Here is a 17,732-nt window from a genome sequence, read left to right on the forward strand (position 1 = left end):
GTCGGACACAACGATGCCGGACACACCCGCCACAGGCATCCCACATTTGCTCGGTGGTTGCCTCCGCCGACAGGAGCACCACATTGGAATTCATTCTAGATGAGTCAATGCCAAAGTGGAATTCGGCAAAACATGGCAATTGCGCAACGCAGCAAATCAATGGGCGCTTACGACTTCCGGCGCGCTGCCGGCATCGATCGCGGCCGCCGTATCCGGCACGCCAGCGCAGTGCGGATGAAAGCAATCGACCGAAAATTGGCTCCCGCCACAGCATGATCCCCGGCAAGTGCGTGTCGGCATTTGCTTAAAGCGGATCGGCGCCGCGGCAAAGGGGGCAGGCGCCACGGAGGCGGACTCCGGAGTGGAAAGCCATGCGTTGATTTCAGGCGTGCGGCAAGCAAGGCTGGCGACCATAAACGCGATCGTAGCGGCCGCCATGATGAATATGACAATGGGAGCAAGCCAGAGGCCCAGGGTTGCTTGCTGCCAGATGAGAAAGAGCACTGCGAAGGACAACAGGAAGCAGATTGGCAAAATCCAGAGTGCGAAATGACAGATTCGCTCGCACAGACGCACGAAGGACAGCCCGATAGGGAGGTGTTGGTAAGCGGTCACGCAGTGTGGCTTGGCGAATATTGTCTCGGAGGCATGTTGATGCATGCCAGCAATTTATTGGCTAAGCGAAGTGGCCTATATAGAAGGACTTCTATATTCCGGGAAATGGGTTGCCAACGGGAATCGCTGGCCAACTCTCGGAGCCCAAACGAAAAACGCCGCTAGTAATAGCGGCGTTAATTTCGATACTGCGGTATTAGGTGGTGGGCTGAGCGAGACTCGAACTCGCGACCAACGGATTAAAAGTCCGCTGCTCTACCGACTGAGCTATCAACCCGACCGAAGCCAGAAATTATGGCGGATTTAGAAAGTTTTGTCAAAAAAAATACGCATAAGGGGGACATGCCGCCCCGACTGCGCAAAAAAACGGCCGCTTGCGGCGGCCGTTGCTGGTGTCGGATGACCCTGGATTTACCAGGCGGCCACCACGGCGCCCTTGTACTTGGTCTCGATGAACTGCTTGACTGCCGGGCTGTGATAAATGCTGATCAGCTTGGCGTACTCAGGACGGTCCTTATCCTTTTCGCGCACAACCAGCACGTTGGCGTACGGCGAATCCGGCGATTCCTGGGCGATGGCATCCTTGGTGGGATTCAAGCCTGCTTCCAGTGCGAAGTTGGTGTTGATAGCCGAAGCGTCGGTGTCATCCAGCGAACGCGGCAGTTGGGCGGCGTCCAATTCGATGAAGCGCAGCTTCTTCTTGTTCTCGACGACGTCGATCGGCGTGGCCTTCAGGCCGGCTTCCGGACGCAGCTTGATCAAGCCGTTGGCTTGCAACAACAACAGGGCGCGGCCGCCGTTGGTCGGGTCATTCGGCAAGGCGATACGCGCGCCGTCCTTCAGGTCGGCCAGCGACTTGATCTTCTTGCTGTAGATGCCGATCGGGAAGATCACCGTCTTGGCGATGCTGACCAGCTTGTAGCCGCGATCGGCGTTGGCGTTGTCCAGGTAGGGCTGGTGCTGGTAGCTGTTCACGTCCAGGTCGCCAGCGGCCAAGGCCACGTTGGGCTGCACATAGTCGGTGAACTCGATGATCTGAATGTTCAGGCCTTGCTTGGCGGCTTCAGCCTTCACCACATCAAAGATCTGGGCGTGCGGGCCGGCGGTAACGCCAACCTTCAACGGCTTGTCTTGTGCCAGCGCGGGCTGGGCCAGAACGGAGGCGCCCAGGGCGAACGCGGCCAAGGACTTCAAAAGCTTGATGCTCATGTTGCGATATCCCGAATAACGGATGTAGAGAGAAGAATGAAAAAGCGCCGGAGCGATCAACGATGCGACAGGCGGCGCACAAAGCGGTCGCCAAGGCTTTGAATCGCCTGGACCAATACGATCAGCACAATCACGACCGCGGCCATAACGTCTGACTGGAAACGCTGGTAGCCGTAGCGGATGGCCAGGTCGCCCAGACCGCCGCCGCCAATGGCGCCGGCCATGGCCGAATAACCGATCAGGCTGACAACCGTGACGATGGTCGCGGCGATGAGACCGGGCAAGGCCTCGGGCAGCAGCACCTTCAAGATGATCTGCATCGGCGATGCGCCCATGGCGCGCGCCGCGGTGATCAACCCTGGGTCCACTTCACGCATGGCGTTCTCGGCGATACGGGCCATGAACGGGATCGCGGCCACCGACAACGGCACCATGGCGGCAGTGGTGCCAATCGACGTCTGCGCCACCAGGCGCGTGAACGGAATGATGGCAACCATCAAAATCACGAACGGCACCGAGCGGGTCGCATTGATGACCGCGCCCAGCACGTGATTGACCGGTTGGTTTTCCAGCATATTGCCGCGAGCGGTCACGGTAAGCGTAACGCCCAAAGGAATGCCGATGAGCACCGCAATCGCGCTGGCCACACCCACCATCAACAGGGTGTCAAGCAGCGACGTAATAAGGAGATCGATCAGTTGCGGACTCATGAGCTATTTCTTCAACGGTAATGTCACGGGCGGTCAACGCGGCAATCGCGTCCTTGACCGCAGCGGGCGCGCCTTGGGCCAGCACGAACAGCGTGCCCACGGCCACGCCTTGGATATCTTCAACGCGGGCCTGCACCAGGCCCACATCCAGCGAAAACTGCTTTGACAGATCAGACAGGAACGAACCCGACGCATCGGTGCCCGTCAGCGACAAGCGCAACAGGCGAACAGCCTGGCCCGGCTTGGCGGCAGCCAGCGTTTCTATGCGCTGCTTGACGGCGGCCAGCGTGGCGTCGGTCAAGTCAGAAGCCGTAGCCGCCGACACCATGCCGCGCGTCACATCGTGACGCGGCTGCGCGAACACTTCACGCGTGCTGCCCACTTCAACCACTTCGCCTTGCGACAGCACGGCAACACGGTCGCAGACTTCGCGCACGACTTCCATCTGGTGCGTGATCATGACAACCGTCACACCCGTCTTGCGATTGATATCGCGCAGCAACGCCAGAATGGTGTGGGTGGTTTCCGGGTCCAGCGCGGATGTGGCTTCATCGCTGAGCAACACGTCCGGGTTGTTGGCCAGGGCGCGGGCGATGCCCACGCGCTGCTTCTGGCCGCCACTGATCTGGCTCGGGTAGCGGTCGCGCAGATGCTCCAGGCCCACCAGCGCCAGCAAGCGCTCGACGCGTGCCGGAATCTCGGCCTTGGCCACGCCAGCAATCTCAAGCGGCAACGCGACGTTGCCGTAGACGGTGCGGCGCGACAGCAGGTTAAAGCCTTGGAACACCATGCCGATACGGCGGCGTTGGGCGCGCAGTTGCGCCTCGTTCAGGCCGGTCAGCTGTTGGCCGCCGATGGCGATAGAGCCTTCGTTCGGGCGTTCGAGCAAGTTGATGCACTGGACCAGCGTGCTTTTACCGGCCCCGCTGGGGCCGATGATGCCAAAGACCTCGCCCTGCTCGATATGCAGGTTGATGCCTCGCAGCGCCTGGAATTGTCCATGCGGCGTGGCATAGGTCTTGGATAGGTTCTCGATGTGAATCATGGCAAGCGATTTTGTATCTTTTCTCTTCTAAAGAGAACGACCGTTTTTTCCATTTTTAATAGCTAGAAGTAATATAGAGCGCCATCATCGCCTTACGGCGTCCCCGATGGGGCCTACAGCATTCCCTGCAATCTGGTGTCAGGCAGAAGGCGGAAAGGGCAGTCAGGAAGGAAAGCCTTCCTGACTGCCCTTTTTAACGGTGGCCGGCTAAGCGGCCACGCAGGCGTCAACGAGCGCGAGAAATACGAACTTCCGCGCCCCGGCGCTTGACCTCAAGACCTTCGGACGGCGAAATACGCAGCCCTTCCAGTCCCTTGATATAGCTGGAGCCCTGCATCTGCATCACGCGGATCTTGTTGCGCATGACGACCGGGTTATGCACCGGCATGCCGAACATCCAGACTTCGTCCAGGATACGAGCCGAGTTGAACTCACCCGTGTGCTGCGCGGCGGGTCCCAGACAGAGCATATGCCCTTCACGGCCGAAAACCGGGAACTGGCCCAGTTCGCAGTCGATCGTCCAGGTGGTGCCGCCTTCGTAACGGTGGCCTGTATTCAGATCCCACCACGCTTCGCCCTTGGGCAGGTACACACGCACCTGCTTGCCAGGTTCCGTCACCGGCGCCACCAGCAGGGCCGGGCCCAACAGGTATTGCAGGTCCCATTCGTGCGCATGCGCATCGTTGGGGAAGGACAGCGCCATGGAGCGCTGCACCGGCAAACCAGTACGCGCAGAATCTTCGATGGCGCCCAACACGTAGGGCACCAGGCGATAACGCCACTGCATCCAGGTCTTGGACTGGGCCAACGTGTCTTCGTCGAAATCCCACGGCATCAGACCTTCGACGCCCTGGAACGAGAAGTTCGCCGAGAACACGCCTATCGTCAGCCAGCGCAGGTACAGCTCGGACGTCATGCCGGACCGATCGCGGGAAGCCGAACCGATGCCGTGGACCTGAACGGGCAAGCCGCTCGCGCCAATCGACAAAGCGGTACGCAAGGTGTGGCGCAAACCGTCCCAGGTGTTTTCCGCTTGCGGCCCCACCTGCCACGGCAGACGTTGCGCGGCGGGGAACAGATCGGAACTGGGCACAACACCTTCGGGCGGCACCTTCAGGCCGGCAACCGCGTCAAACAACGCGCGGCGCACCAGCAACGGATACATGCTGCGCAGCGCCGGGCCGGTTTCGCCATTGCGTGCCGTCACGCCATCAGGGATGGCGATCTGGGCGTCGCAGGCAGGCGCATCCAGGCCGTCGTCAACGAGTTGGCGATGACGCTCTACCCACAGGTTATAGATGTCGCGGTAAGTCAGATCCAGCAGGCCGTAAGGCTGCCCCGAGGTGGCGGCGTTGCCGTCGAACACCTGGGCCGAGCCATCGTCCTTGGCCAGCAGCCAGCCGCGGTCTTCCAGTTCCTCGAACAGCGGGCTGGTCTTCAGCACGCCGGGGAAACCGGAGGCTGCGACATGCACGTTGTGCTTGTGAAAGAGCGCCAACATCTGCTTGGCATCCGGGAAGCGCTGGGCATCCCATTCAAAAACCGTCTTGTCCGCCTGAAAACCCCACGCCGCCGGCTGCGCCAGCGTCACGGCGTCCACCGGAATCTGGTTTTCGCGCATGCGGGCAACCAGGGCCACCGTCTGCGTGGGCATTTCGCCCGCCGCCTGTTGCAGCCACGCGCCCATCGCCCACAACACGGGCTGGCCCGCGCGGCCGGTCAGTGCCGTGTATTGGTTCAGGATTTCGGCAGGCTCGCCCGCGAACAGGAACACATCCAGCACCACGTCGTCCACAGTCAGCACATAGGCTGAATCTGCGGGGGCTACGCCCACGGAGTGTTCGATGCGGCGCATGGTGTTGACGTAGACGCCCCAGCCTCGCGGGCTCCAAGCCAATGGCAAGGCGCGGTGCTCGGGGTCATCGGAAACAACCGATTCCTCGCGGCGATTCAGGTCGCCCGGGGTCTCGCCCAGGCCGAAGACACGTTCGCCGGCCAGCAAGGTGAACCCTGCCGTCCAGACCGCGTCGTCATCCTGATCCAGCGCGTTATGCCCAAAGGCAGGCGTATGCGCAGAGACCTCGGACTCGAACACCCGTTCGTCGTTGCGATAGATCGCCACGCGCACGGGGTTGGATTGAATCTCCAGGGCGGTGTCGCCCTGAGTGATTCGCCAGCCGTCCCCTCCTTCGCGAGGGGCAATGGAAGCTTCGCCCACGGCCTCTTGGCGCGCGAGCAGCATCTCGGCCACGGCGCGCGCACGCGTGCCGGGCTTATCGTCGGTAAAGTGGTTCGCCGCGCCGCAGCGCAAACGAAAAACACCAGGCGCATGCGCCTCGATTACCAGGTGCAACCCATCGCCCGCGTCGAAATCGAAGCGACTGGGGCGGGACGTCAGCAGCTCAATATTATCGAGCTGGGTAGTATGGGCAAAGTCGAACTTGGGCGGCACAGAGCATCCCCCGGCTTAAGCCAAAAACCATCAAAAGACGCTATTTTGACGGATTTGAGCTTTGAAATAAACTCGGTCCCTCTTTTGGACGCCAATCTCATCCAAAAAAGGGGTCATAAAGCCCTCGGCAAGCGCTCAAAAGCCTAGATGCCAGTGAGCTGCCGAAACGCCAGTTTGAGGCCAATGCGGCCTATTTGGCGCCAAATCCTGGCAATTACCGCAATTCTACGCCACCTGGCCGTAGGGCCAGACACCCGCCCTAATTTTTTTCATCGCGGTGAAATAAGTTTGGACAGATCGGTTTCAAGCGGAGCGGGTTCGCCGCACAGCCGCGCGCCGATCAAATCCCCCATCAGGGCGGACCAGGAAAGCCCGCGCGACGCATAACCGATGGCCAGCCACAGGCCTTTCGCCTGCGGCAATTCGCCCACAGCGGGCAAGCGGCCCGGCAACACCGCCCGCCAGCCCGCCCATCCTGGCAGGCTGCCCGGCTCCAGAGCATCGAATGCAGGGAAGTGACCACTCATTAACAGCCCGGCCGCCTTGTCCAGGGTCACGCGCTGCCCTTCAGCGCCAATGCTCGCTACGGTGGCGCCGTGCACATAGGTGCTGCCAACCACGCAGCCCTCGCCCACATCTGGCAGCAGGTATCCCTCTCCGCCAACAATGCAGCGCGGGCCGCCCGCCAGCGCCTTTGCCGGAACCAACGTCACTTCGCCCGCCAATGCATGCATCTGCGCCACACGCGGCAAGGCATCCAGCAGACCACTTGCGGCCAGCAAGCCATGCGCGCCGGCCGCATTGGCCAGCACGACGGTATCGGCTTGCACCAGTTCGGCGTCATGCTCATCCAGTACCCGCCAGCCCTGACCCGCCTGCTCTACCCGGGCAACCTTTGCCGGCAGCGCAGTCACGCCGGCAGTCCGCAGCAAAGCGTCAATCAGACGGTTCGGCCGCACCAGCATGCCTTGAGCAAAAAACACCCCGCCGCGCGCCAAAGGCAAACCCGCCAAGGCGCTGGCTTCGTCCCGGTCTACCTGGCGAACCCATTCAGCCGGAAACGCCAACGTTTCCAACGTAACCGCCAAGGCGGCCGATTTGCCCGCATCGCGCTCCACCTGAACGGTGCCGCACACACGCGGCGCCGCCCCGTCCGACAAACCTTGCCAACGGGCCAATGCGCGCTGGCTGCCCGCTCGCGACAACCGTGCCCGCGCATTGTCGTCCCGGGCCACAACCGGGGTCAGCGCCGCAGCCAGATGGCCCGCATGCGCCGGCGCGCCCGCCGCACGGCCTGCGTCGACCACTGTGACGCGCCAACCGCGCATGGCCAGCGCCTGCGCAATTCCCGCCCCCGCCAGACCCGCGCCCACCACGACAGCATGCCCGGCGCGGGCGCGAGGCGGAGCCGCCGCGCTGCCCGCCTCCCTGGCTGTACCCACCGTCATATGCCACTTGCCGCCGTATCCCGGCGCACGGCGCACCTCGAATCCCGCATCCTGTAAAGCTTGGCGCAACGCGCCTGAGCATGCCCACGTGGCAAGCGTTGCGCCCGGCGCCGCAAGTTTCGCAAGATCGCGCAGCAGGGGAACGGTCCACATTGCCGGATTGCGCTCTGGAGCAAATCCATCCAGGAAAAAGGCATCGGCCCTTACGCTCAACCGCGGCGCCAGGACTTGGGCATCGCCAAACCCGAGCGTGAGCGTGACAGCGCCACCTTCAAATTCCAAGCGATGCAAGCCGGGCAGCAACAGCGGCCATTGGGCTAGCAATTGCCGCGTCTGACCTGCCCACGATTCCGGCGCCAGGCGCTCCAGCAAGGCCGCCAGATCGTCGCGCTCGAACGGATGCGCCTCTACCGACACCATATGCAGCGAGGCAGGCCGCTGCGGGTCATCCAGCCAGGCCTTCCAAAGCGCCAGAAAATTGAGTCCAAGACCAAAGCCCGTCTCGCAAACCGTGAATACGTCATGTCCGCGCCACCGCTCGGGCAGGCCGTTACCCCGTAGAAAGACATGTTCAATTTGTCCCAATGCCCCCGCCGGCGAGTGATAAACATCGCTATATACGGGGCTATAAAGCCTGCCGTCAGCGTCGAAACCGGCCACGGCAGGGGTCAAAGGGGAGTAAGACACGGACATGAAATCCTGGGGAACAATCAGCGTTGAGACGAGCGTGAATTATCAGGCGTTCAGCACGAAGGCGTTGGATGCGCGCCACGCGCAGCAGGCGTTTGCCCCGCCATGCCACCGGATTGACGCATACATAGGCTTACACTGGTTTTATGGACACCTACGATCGGCCTCGCCCGCTGGCACCGCCCATTGACCTGTGCGCCGCGTTAGATGCGGCAGTCACCGCAGCTCATGGTGGCGCAGCCATCCTGCAATCCTACGCGCATCACCGCGCGGATCTCGTGATCGATCGCAAAGCGCGCAATGATCTCGTATCCCAGGCGGATCGCGAAGCCGAAGCGGTGATTATCCAGGAGCTGCAGACGCGCACGCCAAAGTTCGGCATCGTCGCAGAAGAAACTGGCGGCAAGGCCCAAGGCAGCGCCACCTGGTATATCGATCCGCTGGACGGCACCACCAACTTTCTTCACGACATTCCGCATTACGCGGTGTCGATCGCCTTGATCGCCCATGCGGGCACCGCCGTATCGGCCACCGAAACACTGACTGTCGATACCCCAGTGGTCGGCGTGGTCTACGACCCCAACCGCGAAGAACTGTTTACGGCGGTATATGGAATCGGCGCGTTTCTCAACGGCCGGCGCATCAAGTGCTCACGCACTCAAACGATTGAAGACTCTGTGCTGGCCACTGGTTTTCCATTCCGCGATTTTTCGTTTGCCGGGCAATACATGCCCATGTTGAATGACGCCATCCAACGCGCACGCGGTGTACGGCGTATGGGCGCGGCCGCGCTGGATCTGGCATGGACTGCCTGCGGCCGCTACGACGGTTACTGGGAAATGGGCCTGGCGCCCTGGGATGTTGCTGCCGGTACGGTAATCCTGCGGGAAGCAGGCGGCACATGTTCAGACATGCACCTGCAAGACCCTTGGCCGATCGGCGGACGCGTCGTGGCGGGCAACCCCGCAATCGAACGCGCCCTGCATGACATGATCGCGCCGCACCTCAACAAACCGGGCTGAGGCCGCCCTATTCCTGACGTCGGCTACCCATTTGCCGCAGCAGCAGGCGCCGCAGCGGGTGCGTCGGGACGCAATTCACGGCGCAGAATCTTGCCCACATTGCTCTTGGGCAGTTCTTCACGGAATTCCACAAAGCGCGGGCGCTTATAGCCCGTCAGCTTTTCCCGGCACCAATCCTGCACCTGGGCCTCGGTCAGCGACGGATCGCTTTTCACAACGAACACTTTGACCGCTTCTCCGGAGTGTTCATCCGGCACGCCAATTGCCGCGCATTCCAGCACGCCGGGCAACTGCGCCACAACGGCCTCGACCTCGTTCGGATAAACCTTGAAGCCCGACACCGCAATCATGTCCTTTTTGCGGTCCACGATGCGTGTGTAGCCCTTGTCGTCCATGATGCCGATGTCGCCCGTGCGGAAGTATCCGTCTTCCGTCATGGACTGCCGTGTTTCCTCGGGCTTTTGCCAGTATCCCAACATAACCTGCGGCCCCCGGATGCCCACTTCGCCGCGCTCACCCAGCGGCACCTCGTGCCCCGCGTCATCCAAGATAGCCACATCGGTAGACGGCAGCGGCAGACCAATAGACCCGGAATATGCCGTGGCGTCGGTGGGGTTCACCGTTGCCACGGGCGAGGTCTCGGACAAGCCATAACCTTCAATCAGCGGCCTGCCGGTGATCTTCAGCCAACGTTCGGCCACAGACTGCTGCACGGCCATGCCGCCGCCCAAGGTCAAGCGCAAGGCGGAAAAATCCAACCGGGCAAAATCCGCGTTATGCGCCAGGGCGTTAAACAGCGTATTGACGCCAGGGAACAAATTAATGGGCACCTTGCGCCACGCATTGATCAAGGAAGGCTGATCACGCGGATTGATGATGAGCACATTGCGCATGCCCGCATGCAGGCCATACAGACCGCAGACCGTCATCGCAAACACGTGATACAGCGGCAATGCGCTGATGATGGTGAGCTGGGTTTGCGCCAGATCGTGCACCACGGGTTGCGCCACCGCTTCCGTCTGCAACACGTTGGCCGCCAGGTTGCGGTGCGACAGCATCGCGCCCTTGGGCACGCCGGTGGTGCCGCCGGTGTATTGCAGCACCGCCAGATCGTCCATCGTCAATGACGGCGGATTGAATGGCAGGCGCGCGCCCTCACGCAGCACGGCGGGCAACGTGTGCGCGCCGTCGATCTGCCAGGCAGGCACAATTTTCTTGATGTAGCGGGCGGCAAAGTTGACCACCGGCGCTTTCAGGCCACCCAGCAGATCGCCAGGCCCTGTCACCACGATGTGTTTGAGCTGCCCGCGATTCTTCACGTTCTGCAACGTATGCGCGAAGTTTTCCAGGATCAAAATGACGGATGCGCCGCTGTCCTGCAATTGGCGCTCAAGCTCGTCTGCGGTGTAGAGCGGGTTCACGTTCACCACGACCAGTCCCGTGCGCAACGTGGCCAACATGCCGACCAAATAGGCCGGCACGTTCGGCATCATCAGCGCCACGCGCGAGCCTTTGGGCAGGCCCAGGCTTTGCAGCCAGCCTGAAAATGCGCGCGCATGCTGATCCAATTGCGCATAGGTGATGTCGCTGCCCATGGCCGTGCAGGCGATGCGCGATGCGTACTGCTTGCAGGCCCGGTCCAGCAAGTCGGCCAGCGAGGAATAACCCTCGGTGGAGATCTCGGCTGGAACCCCCTGCGGGTAATGGGCAAGCCACGGACGCGTCATGGTAGTTGTCTCCATTAAATAGATTTTTGATTGATGATAACCTTGTTGCGTTCCCTAATTCCGCCTGACCTTCCCATGAAACTTCTCGAACCCATCGTCGCCTGGCATCACGATATTTCCCAGATCCGGCGCGACATCCACGCGCACCCTGAATTGGCTTTCGAAGAATTCCGCACCGCCGATGTCGTGGCGGCCAAGCTTGAAGAATGGGGCATTGAAGTTGACCGCGGCCTTGGCGGCACGGGCGTGGTCGGCATCATCCGCGGCAATCAGCCGGGCGACCGCGCCGTGGGCCTGCGCGCCGATATGGACGCGCTGCCCATGCAAGAGGTCAACACCTTTGCGCATGCCAGCCAGAACCAAGGCAAGATGCATGCTTGCGGCCACGACGGCCACACCGCCATGCTGCTGGCCGCGGCGCAATACCTGTCGCAGCATCGCGACTACGCGGGCACGGTCTACGTGATTTTCCAGCCCGCCGAAGAAGGCGGCGGCGGCGCCAAGCGCATGATCGACGACGGCCTGTTCAAGCGTTTCCCCATGGAAGCCGTGTTCGGCATGCACAATTGGCCCGGCATGAAGCCCGGCCAATTCGGCCTGACGCCGGGACCCATCATGGCGTCGAGCAACGAGTTCTCGATTGTCGTGAAGGGCAAGGGCACGCACGCCGGCATGCCCAACCTGGGCATCGATCCGGTCATGGCGGCAGTCCAACTGGCGCAATCGCTGCAAACCATCATCACGCGCAACCGCAATCCGCTGGATGCGGCAGTACTCAGCATTACGCAGATTCACGCTGGCAGCGCCGACAACGTGGTGCCTAACCATGCAGAATTGCGCGGCACCGTGCGCACCTTTACGCTGGATGTGCTGGACCTGATCGAACGCCGTATGGAAGAGATCACCCGCCACACCTGCGCAGCCATGGATTGCGAGGTGGAATTCACGTTCCAGCGCAACTACCCGCCCACCATCAATCACGCTGAAGAAGCCGCGTTCTGTGCCGATGTGCTGCGCGATATCGTGGGCGAAGCCAACGTCAACGACAACGTGCAACCCACCATGGGCGCCGAAGACTTCGCCTTCATGCTGCAAGAGCTGCCGGGCTGCTACGTCTGGATCGGCAACGGCACGGGCGACCACCGCGACAGCGGCCATGGTCTGGGCCCCTGCATGCTGCACAACGGCAGCTACGACTTCAATGATGAACTGCTGCCGCTCGGCGGCACCTATTGGGTCCAACTGGCGCTCAAGCGTCTGGCCAAAGCCTGATAGCCGGGCGTCTTCCCCAGACGCCTAGTCCCCGCCGTCCGCCTCGCCGATTGCCAGGCACATTGCCAGGAATCGGCCGGCGGCGCGGGCCGCCGCATCAGCATGGGGCACCAGAATGCTCAAGGTGCGCGTCAACGGCCTGGGCAACAGGCGCAACGCCGCCAAGGCCCCGTCCTCGTGCCGCATCGACATGACGGACACAAAACCCACCCCCAGCCCAGCGCGCACGGCCTGCTTCACCCCCTCTACCCCTGCAAGTTCCAGCCCGACCGACGGCGCCAAGCCCGCATCCGAGAATGCGCGCTCTACCAGCCGGCGCACACCGGAACCGGGTTCGCGCATGACCAGCGGCGATCCCGCCAGATCGCGCAGCGTCACCGCCCCCTTACCTGCCAAGGCGTGATCCGCGCGCACAATCGCCACCACCTCATCTTGCCGCCACGCATGAACTGCCGTATCGGCAGGCAGACCAGATGGAACATCGCCTTCAATGAACGCCAGATCCAACGCAGGCAGGCGTTCCACGATTTCGCGCGTGTTGCCGTCCGACAAATGCAGGCTGACCGCAGGAAATGCGTGGCGAAAATCAGCAACCAGGCCGGGCAGTAAGTAGCTGGCTGGCGTGGTGCTGGCGCCCAGGCGCAACGCACCGGTTTCCAGCCCCCGCCAGGATTCGCGCACGGCCTGCGCCTGCCGGTATACCTGCCGCAACTGACGGGCCTGTTCGGCCAGCCGCTCGCCAGCGTCGGTCAGCGCAATGCCGTGGCCGCTGCGGCGGTACAAGGGTTCGCCAAACCAGTCCTGCAGCATGCGTAGCTGGCCCGACACGGCTGGCTGAGACAAGTGCAGCACTTCTGCAGCCCGGCTGATGTTGCCGGTATCGGCTACGCAGGCAAAGGTAAGCAACTGATCGGGCGTCATTGGCGGGTAACTATCAGAATTTCTGATATTACATATCCAAATTAAAGATTTTTCAAATAACGAGCCCAGAACTAATATTTCGTCTAGTTATTTAGATATGCCCAAAGGGCCAGTCATGAGCACCTCCACCAGCACCACCGCGCCCCTCTCCGCTGCACCGGCAGCCGCTCACTCGGCAACGGCCGCGACCTCCGCCGCAGCCACGCCCTGGCGCGACAAGCTGAACGGCGTGCTGTTCGTCGGCTTGATGGCAGCAGCAGTGATGCAACTGGCCGACCTGCCGGCCATCCGTCAAATGGGCTTCTCCCCGCTGGTGGTCGGCATTGTGTGCGGCATGCTCTATGGCAACTTTCTTCGCGGCACCATGCCGGCCGACTGGGGCGTGGGCGTCAACTTCACCGCGCGGCGTCTGCTGCGCATTGCCGTGGCCTTCTACGGCCTGAACATCAGCATCCAGCAGATTGCAGCCGTCGGCTTGCCCGGGCTTGCCGTATCGGTAGCGGTGGTGCTGGGCACGTTGCTGATTGGCACCGTGGTGGGCCAGCGCATGCTGGGCCTGGACCGCGACACCGCCATGCTGACGGCGGCAGGCAGCGCCATCTGCGGCGCCGCCGCCGTGCTGGCCTTCGAACCCACCTTGCGGGCCGCTCCGCACAAAAGCGCGGTGGCCGTAGCAACGGTGGTGCTGTTCGGCACCCTGTCCATGTTCCTGTACCCCATCCTGTATCACGCCGGCTGGCTGAACTTGGACACGCAGGCGCTGGGCATTTATATCGGGGGCACCATCCATGAAGTCGCGCAGGTCGTGGGCGCCGCGAGCAACATCGACCCCGCCACTACGGAAGTCGCCACCATCGTCAAAATGACCCGTGTCGCCCTGCTGGTGCCGGTTCTGCTGGTGCTGGGCATGTATCTGCGCAGCGCCGCCAAGCAGGCTGGCGGCGAGGCCAAGGGCGCCAAGCTGCCCATTCCCTGGTTCGCGGTGGGCTTTCTTGTCCTGGCCATCATCAACTCGTTGAACATCATCCCCGCCGACGCCATTGCCGCCATCCGCCGCCTGGACGTCTTTGCGCTGACCATGGCCATGACCGCGCTCGGTATCGAAACCCGCTTCGCTCAGATCAAGAAAGCCGGCCCCCGCGTCATGGCCCTGGGCCTGATCCTGTACGCCTGGCTGTTGGTTGGCGGCTACGCCATCGTCAAGTTGGCGACCTGATCACCGGCCCGCCGCGAGAAAGCTTCGCGGCGGGCCTTTGCCGCGTACGCCGCGGCCGCATTTTTCCTGCATAATCGGCTGGTTCCCTTGCATTGGAGTCGGCCGCATGACCTCCAGCACCAAAACCCCGTTTACCTCTTTGCCCGCCAATCGCGACGTGGTGTTGCGCGTCATGCCGATGCCGGCGGATGCGAATATCCACGGGGACGTTTTTGGCGGCTGGATCATGGCTCAGGTAGATATCGCCGGTTCCATTCCCGCCGCGCGCCGAGCCGCTGGCCGCGTGGCCACCATCGCGGTCAACGCCTTCCAGTTCAAAGAGCCCGTATTCGTGGGCGACCTTCTCAGCTTTTACGCATCCATCGTCAAAACCGGCAAGACGTCGATCACCGTCTCGGTCGAGGTCTACGCCGAACGCCAACGCTTGGACGCCGAAGTCGTCAAGGTTACCGAGGCCACGCTTACCTACGTCGCGACAGACGAAGCGCGGCGCAGCCGCCCTCTCCCCATTCTTTGAGCCGTAACGCATGACGCAGTCCGCCGCCGCGCAGAAACCGCCCGCGACGCCCCGCCGCCTCGACCCGGAAGATGCCCAGACCGCCCTGGCTGAAGTGCAGGAGCGCCTGCGCCGTCAGCAATTGGTAGCCGACCTGGTGCATCGCCAAGAAGAAGGCGACGCCAAGGCCACGCTGGTTGAAGATCTGGTGCACCGCCAGCACGAGGCTGAACTCAAGACCTTGCTGGATGGCCTGCACCCGGCAGATATCGCCTTCATCCTGGAATCGCTGCCCAAGGATGAACGCCAGACGATCTGGAAGCTGGTCAGCCCCGAGCACGACGCGGACGTCCTGCTGGAAGTTGAAGATTGGGTCCGCGAATCGCTGATCGAAGCGATGGACCGTCAGGACCTGGTTGCCGCCACCGGCAGCATGGACGCCGACGAGCTGGCCGACCTGGCGCCCGACCTGCCGCCCGACGTGGTGGCGGAAGTGCAGAAAGGCCTGACCGAAGAAGAACGCGCACAACTGCTGGAAGCCATGGGCTATCCGGAAGACAGCGTGGGCGCGATCATGGACTTCGAAATGGTCCGGGTGCGCGAAGACGTAACCCTGGAAGTGGTGCTGCGCTATTTGCGCCGCCTGCACGAACTGCCCGACCATACCGACCAGATTTTCGTCGTTGACCGCCAAGACAAGCTGCAAGGCATTCTGCCGCTGTCGCGTCTGCTGGTCAGCGAGCCCGAAACCGAAGTGCGTGCCGTCATGAACTCGGACTTTCTGGCGCTGAACCCGCTGGATTCCGATGCCGATGCCGCAGGCGCTTTCGAACGCTACGACTTGGTGTCCGCCCCCGTCATGGACGATCAGGGCCGCCTGATTGGCCGCGTCACGATTGCCGAAGTGGTGGACGTGATGCGCGAAGACTCGCAGGAACAGGCGCTGTCGCGAGCCGGTCTGCAAGAAGAAGACATCTTCGCTCCTGTCTCTACCGCCTTGCGCAACCGCGCCCCCTGGCTGCTCCTGAACCTCTGTACCGCCGCCACGGCTTCCTTCGTGGCGTCGCAATTTGAAGGCACGGTCAGTCACATCGTGATCCTGGCCTTCCTGATGTCGATCGTGGCCGGCATCGGCGGCAACTCGGGCAATCAGACGATGACGCTGATCATCCGGGCGCTGGCCATGGGCCGGATCACGGGGCGCAACCTGTGGCAGCTGGTCAAGCGCGAACTGCTCGTAACGTTGCTGGTGGGCTTGTGCGGCAGCCTGGTCGCCGCACTGTTCGCCTGGGTAATTTCGCACTCGCTGTCGATCGCGCTGGTCATGATGGCCGCCATGATCTGCAATATGCTGGTCGGCGCAAGCGTCGGCGTGCTGGTGCCGATGGTGCGCGCCCGCTTCGGCAAGGACCCAGCGATGGGGTCTTCGGTGCTGCTGACATTCGCCACGGACTCCCTGGGTTTCTTCATCTTCCTGGGTTTGGCGACGTTTTTCCTGCTGTAGCCCCGCCGCAACAGCCTGAAATCGTTTTTCACCGGCGCGTCCCTGGGGACGCGCGCGGTTGACAGCAAGCCGACAGGGAAAGCAGTGATCGTTCCATTACAGTAATGGAATTGTCATCTTCTTTCCTTTAGTTCCTGCAATGACCGCCAAACTCCGGGCAGCGCTGCTCTGCCTGCTGCTCTCGACGTTCACCGTCACCGCGCAAGCCTGTGACAACATGCCCTCTTGGGCGCAGTCGGCCTGCAATCGCCTGGACCAGATCTGGACCGAAGGCGGCCACGACCTCTACATGACGGGTTATGCCTGGCACAACCGCGCCATGTACAGCAAAGAAAAGATCGACAGCTTTAACGAGCTGGCGTGGGGAGCAGGCTATGGCCGCAGTATCTATGACGAAGATGGCGACTGGCAGGGCCTGTACGCCATGGCGTTCCTGGACTCGCACAGCAAGGTGCAACCCATCGCCGGATACGGCTTCCTGAAAATGGGTAAGGTCAGCGACAACTTTCGCTTGGGCGCGGGTTACACGGCCTTTTTGACAGCGCGGCACGACATCATGAGCTACGTCCCTTTTCCCGGCATCCTGCCGCTGGTAGGCGCGGGCTATAAGAATTCCATGCTTTACGCGACCTACATTCCCGGCTCAAGCGGCGCGGGCAACGTGCTCTTCGTATTTGGCCGCTGGCAGTTCTGACCCGCCGCGCAGGCGCTAAAACGCCTGCGCCAACTTACGGACCAGATCGCCCAGACGGCAGTCGTCGATGCCGTGCGCACGCAGCGCGCGCTCAGTTTCCACCACGTAGTCCAGGCAAGGGCCCGAATGCCCCACGGCATTGCGCACGGACGCCAGCAGGCGATCGTCGCTGATATCCGCCGCATATTCGTTGCAGGCCCGGTTCAGCAAAAACACCAGTCCACGTACGGGCGATGCCTCGGTATGGCAGGTCAGCCAACGGGGGGTATAGGCGCCGGTGACCATTTCGCGGCGCCACAGCGCCTGAAACACGCCCGGCACATCGCTGGCCGCGATTTGAAACGCGACGCCGCGGCAGCAGCCGCCGCGGTCCAGCCCAAACACCAGGCCGGGATTATCGGGAGAACCACGGTGGTCATGCGACCACAGGCACAAGGAGCGGTGATAACCGCGTACCGTCGCCAGACGGCGCTCGCGCCACGCGAAACCGGGATGCCAGATCAGGGAACCGTAGGCGAACACCCACAAATCGTCGACGCCGTTCCATCCGGCCAGAAGATCGTCCACCGACAGCGCGTGCCGCTTATTTGCCATACCGGCGCAGCCGGCGGGTACTGCCAACGACATAGGGTCCTCTGATATCCCGTCATTCCATAGCAGGAATGAGCGATATCCTACGCCCTCGGCCGCGCAAAAGATTTGCGAGATTGG

Annotated in this window: 16 protein-coding genes and 1 tRNA gene; 7 read left to right on the top strand and 10 right to left on the bottom strand. The window is 62.3% G+C overall.

All coding sequences use genetic code 11. From position 1 onward, the window contains the following. Positions 1-156: 156 nt before the first annotated feature. The 6 genes from RAS12_RS17915 to RAS12_RS17940 form a co-directional block, all read right to left on the bottom strand. Entirely contained in the window at positions 157-615 is a 459-nt protein-coding gene (locus RAS12_RS17915) for a hypothetical protein (protein ID WP_306937678.1), read from the bottom strand. 201 nt (positions 616-816) lie between these two features. Beyond that, positions 817-892: transfer RNA gene (locus tag RAS12_RS17920), tRNA-Lys, on the bottom strand. A 134-nt stretch (positions 893-1,026) separates the two neighbouring features. Then, positions 1,027-1,824, bottom strand: coding sequence for a MetQ/NlpA family ABC transporter substrate-binding protein (locus tag RAS12_RS17925; protein WP_306937680.1), 798 nt, complete (start codon positions 1,822-1,824; stop codon positions 1,027-1,029). 56 nt (positions 1,825-1,880) lie between these two features. Next, positions 1,881-2,534: a methionine ABC transporter permease gene (locus RAS12_RS17930; protein WP_306937682.1), complete on the bottom strand. Its 654-nt coding sequence runs from the start codon at positions 2,532-2,534 to the stop codon at positions 1,881-1,883. After that, positions 2,491-3,579 carry a methionine ABC transporter ATP-binding protein gene (locus tag RAS12_RS17935; RefSeq protein ID WP_306937684.1) on the bottom strand — a complete coding sequence of 363 codons (1,089 nt, stop codon included), beginning with the start codon at positions 3,577-3,579 and terminating at the stop codon, positions 2,491-2,493. Before RAS12_RS17935 ends, RAS12_RS17930 begins: the two co-directional genes overlap by 44 nt. Positions 3,580-3,805: 226 nt before the next feature. Continuing rightward, positions 3,806-6,031 (bottom strand): glycoside hydrolase family 31 protein, encoded by a 2,226-nt coding sequence (locus RAS12_RS17940; RefSeq protein ID WP_306937686.1) that lies wholly within the window; start codon positions 6,029-6,031, stop codon positions 3,806-3,808. On the opposite strand from RAS12_RS17940, the gene RAS12_RS17945 reads away from it, so the two are divergent. After that, positions 5,927-6,178 (top strand): hypothetical protein, encoded by a 252-nt coding sequence (locus tag RAS12_RS17945; RefSeq protein WP_306951730.1) that lies wholly within the window; start codon positions 5,927-5,929, stop codon positions 6,176-6,178. The two genes, RAS12_RS17940 and RAS12_RS17945, sit on opposite strands and share 105 nt — an antisense overlap. Positions 6,179-6,300: 122 nt before the next feature. Here the strand turns inward: RAS12_RS17945 and mnmC are convergent, their stop codons facing one another. Beyond that, a complete protein-coding gene (mnmC, locus tag RAS12_RS17950) occupies positions 6,301-8,172 on the bottom strand; it encodes a bifunctional tRNA (5-methylaminomethyl-2-thiouridine)(34)-methyltransferase MnmC2/FAD-dependent 5-carboxymethylaminomethyl-2-thiouridine(34) oxidoreductase MnmC1 (protein ID WP_306937688.1) in 1,872 nt (623 codons plus the stop codon). A 143-nt stretch (positions 8,173-8,315) separates the two neighbouring features. Between mnmC and RAS12_RS17955 the strand changes: the two genes are divergently transcribed. Beyond that, positions 8,316-9,191: an inositol monophosphatase family protein gene (locus RAS12_RS17955; RefSeq protein WP_306937689.1), complete on the top strand. Its 876-nt coding sequence runs from the start codon at positions 8,316-8,318 to the stop codon at positions 9,189-9,191. 23 nt (positions 9,192-9,214) lie between these two features. Here the strand turns inward: RAS12_RS17955 and RAS12_RS17960 are convergent, their stop codons facing one another. Next, positions 9,215-10,918: an AMP-binding protein gene (locus tag RAS12_RS17960; RefSeq protein WP_306937690.1), complete on the bottom strand. Its 1,704-nt coding sequence runs from the start codon at positions 10,916-10,918 to the stop codon at positions 9,215-9,217. 75 nt (positions 10,919-10,993) lie between these two features. Between RAS12_RS17960 and RAS12_RS17965 the strand changes: the two genes are divergently transcribed. Next, complete coding sequence (locus tag RAS12_RS17965) at positions 10,994-12,190, top strand: M20 aminoacylase family protein (protein WP_306937691.1); 1,197 nt, start codon at positions 10,994-10,996, stop codon at positions 12,188-12,190. A 24-nt stretch (positions 12,191-12,214) separates the two neighbouring features. Here RAS12_RS17965 and RAS12_RS17970 read toward each other — a convergent pair whose 3' ends face one another. Next, on the bottom strand, positions 12,215-13,111 hold the full coding sequence (locus RAS12_RS17970) for a LysR family transcriptional regulator (RefSeq protein ID WP_306937692.1): 897 nt from the start codon (positions 13,109-13,111) through the stop codon (positions 12,215-12,217). Positions 13,112-13,226: 115 nt separating this feature from the next. Between RAS12_RS17970 and RAS12_RS17975 the strand changes: the two genes are divergently transcribed. The 4 genes from RAS12_RS17975 to pagP all read left to right on the top strand — a co-directional run bounded on the left by RAS12_RS17975 (position 13,227) and on the right by pagP (position 17,021). After that, positions 13,227-14,327 carry a YeiH family protein gene (locus RAS12_RS17975; protein ID WP_306937694.1) on the top strand — a complete coding sequence of 367 codons (1,101 nt, stop codon included), beginning with the start codon at positions 13,227-13,229 and terminating at the stop codon, positions 14,325-14,327. A gap of 106 nt (positions 14,328-14,433) precedes the next feature. Beyond that, positions 14,434-14,844: an acyl-CoA thioesterase gene (locus RAS12_RS17980; protein ID WP_306937695.1), complete on the top strand. Its 411-nt coding sequence runs from the start codon at positions 14,434-14,436 to the stop codon at positions 14,842-14,844. Between the two features lie 10 nt (positions 14,845-14,854). Continuing rightward, on the top strand, positions 14,855-16,327 hold the full coding sequence (mgtE, locus tag RAS12_RS17985; protein WP_306937697.1) for a magnesium transporter: 1,473 nt from the start codon (positions 14,855-14,857) through the stop codon (positions 16,325-16,327). A gap of 139 nt (positions 16,328-16,466) precedes the next feature. Further along, positions 16,467-17,021, top strand: a complete 555-nt coding sequence (gene pagP / locus RAS12_RS17990; RefSeq protein WP_306937699.1) for a lipid IV(A) palmitoyltransferase PagP — start codon at positions 16,467-16,469, stop codon at positions 17,019-17,021. Positions 17,022-17,036: 15 nt separating this feature from the next. Here pagP and RAS12_RS17995 read toward each other — a convergent pair whose 3' ends face one another. After that, entirely contained in the window at positions 17,037-17,648 is a 612-nt protein-coding gene (locus tag RAS12_RS17995) for a gamma-glutamylcyclotransferase (RefSeq protein WP_371321206.1), read from the bottom strand. Positions 17,649-17,732 lie beyond the last annotated feature (84 nt).

Origin of the sequence: Achromobacter seleniivolatilans (assembly GCF_030864005.1) — a bacterium.
Taxonomy (GTDB): Bacteria; Pseudomonadota; Gammaproteobacteria; order Burkholderiales; family Burkholderiaceae_B; genus Achromobacter; species Achromobacter seleniivolatilans.